Consider the following 211-nt stretch of genomic DNA (forward strand, 5'->3'; position numbering starts at 1 on the left):
CCACCGCGGTCGTCGTCGCGACGGGGGCCGCGGGGGCGGTCGTCGCGACGGTCGAAGCCGCCGCCGGCGGGACGGCCACCACGGTCGTCACGCTGACCACCACGGAACCCACCACGCTCGTCATCACGACGCGGCGCACGGTCGTCGCGGCGGAAGCTGCCACCACGGTCGTCGTCACGACGCGGCGCACGGTCGCGGTCATCGCGACGGA

General features: G+C 75.8%; 1 protein-coding gene. It reads left to right on the plus strand.

The annotated features are described in order from the left end of the window. The coding region (locus tag IA22_RS37010; RefSeq protein WP_030125892.1) for a hypothetical protein at positions 1 to 211 on the plus strand (211 nt) is incomplete at both ends.

It is taken from the genome of Kitasatospora papulosa, from assembly GCF_000717245.1.
GTDB lineage: Bacteria > Actinomycetota > Actinomycetes > Streptomycetales > Streptomycetaceae > Streptomyces > Streptomyces papulosus.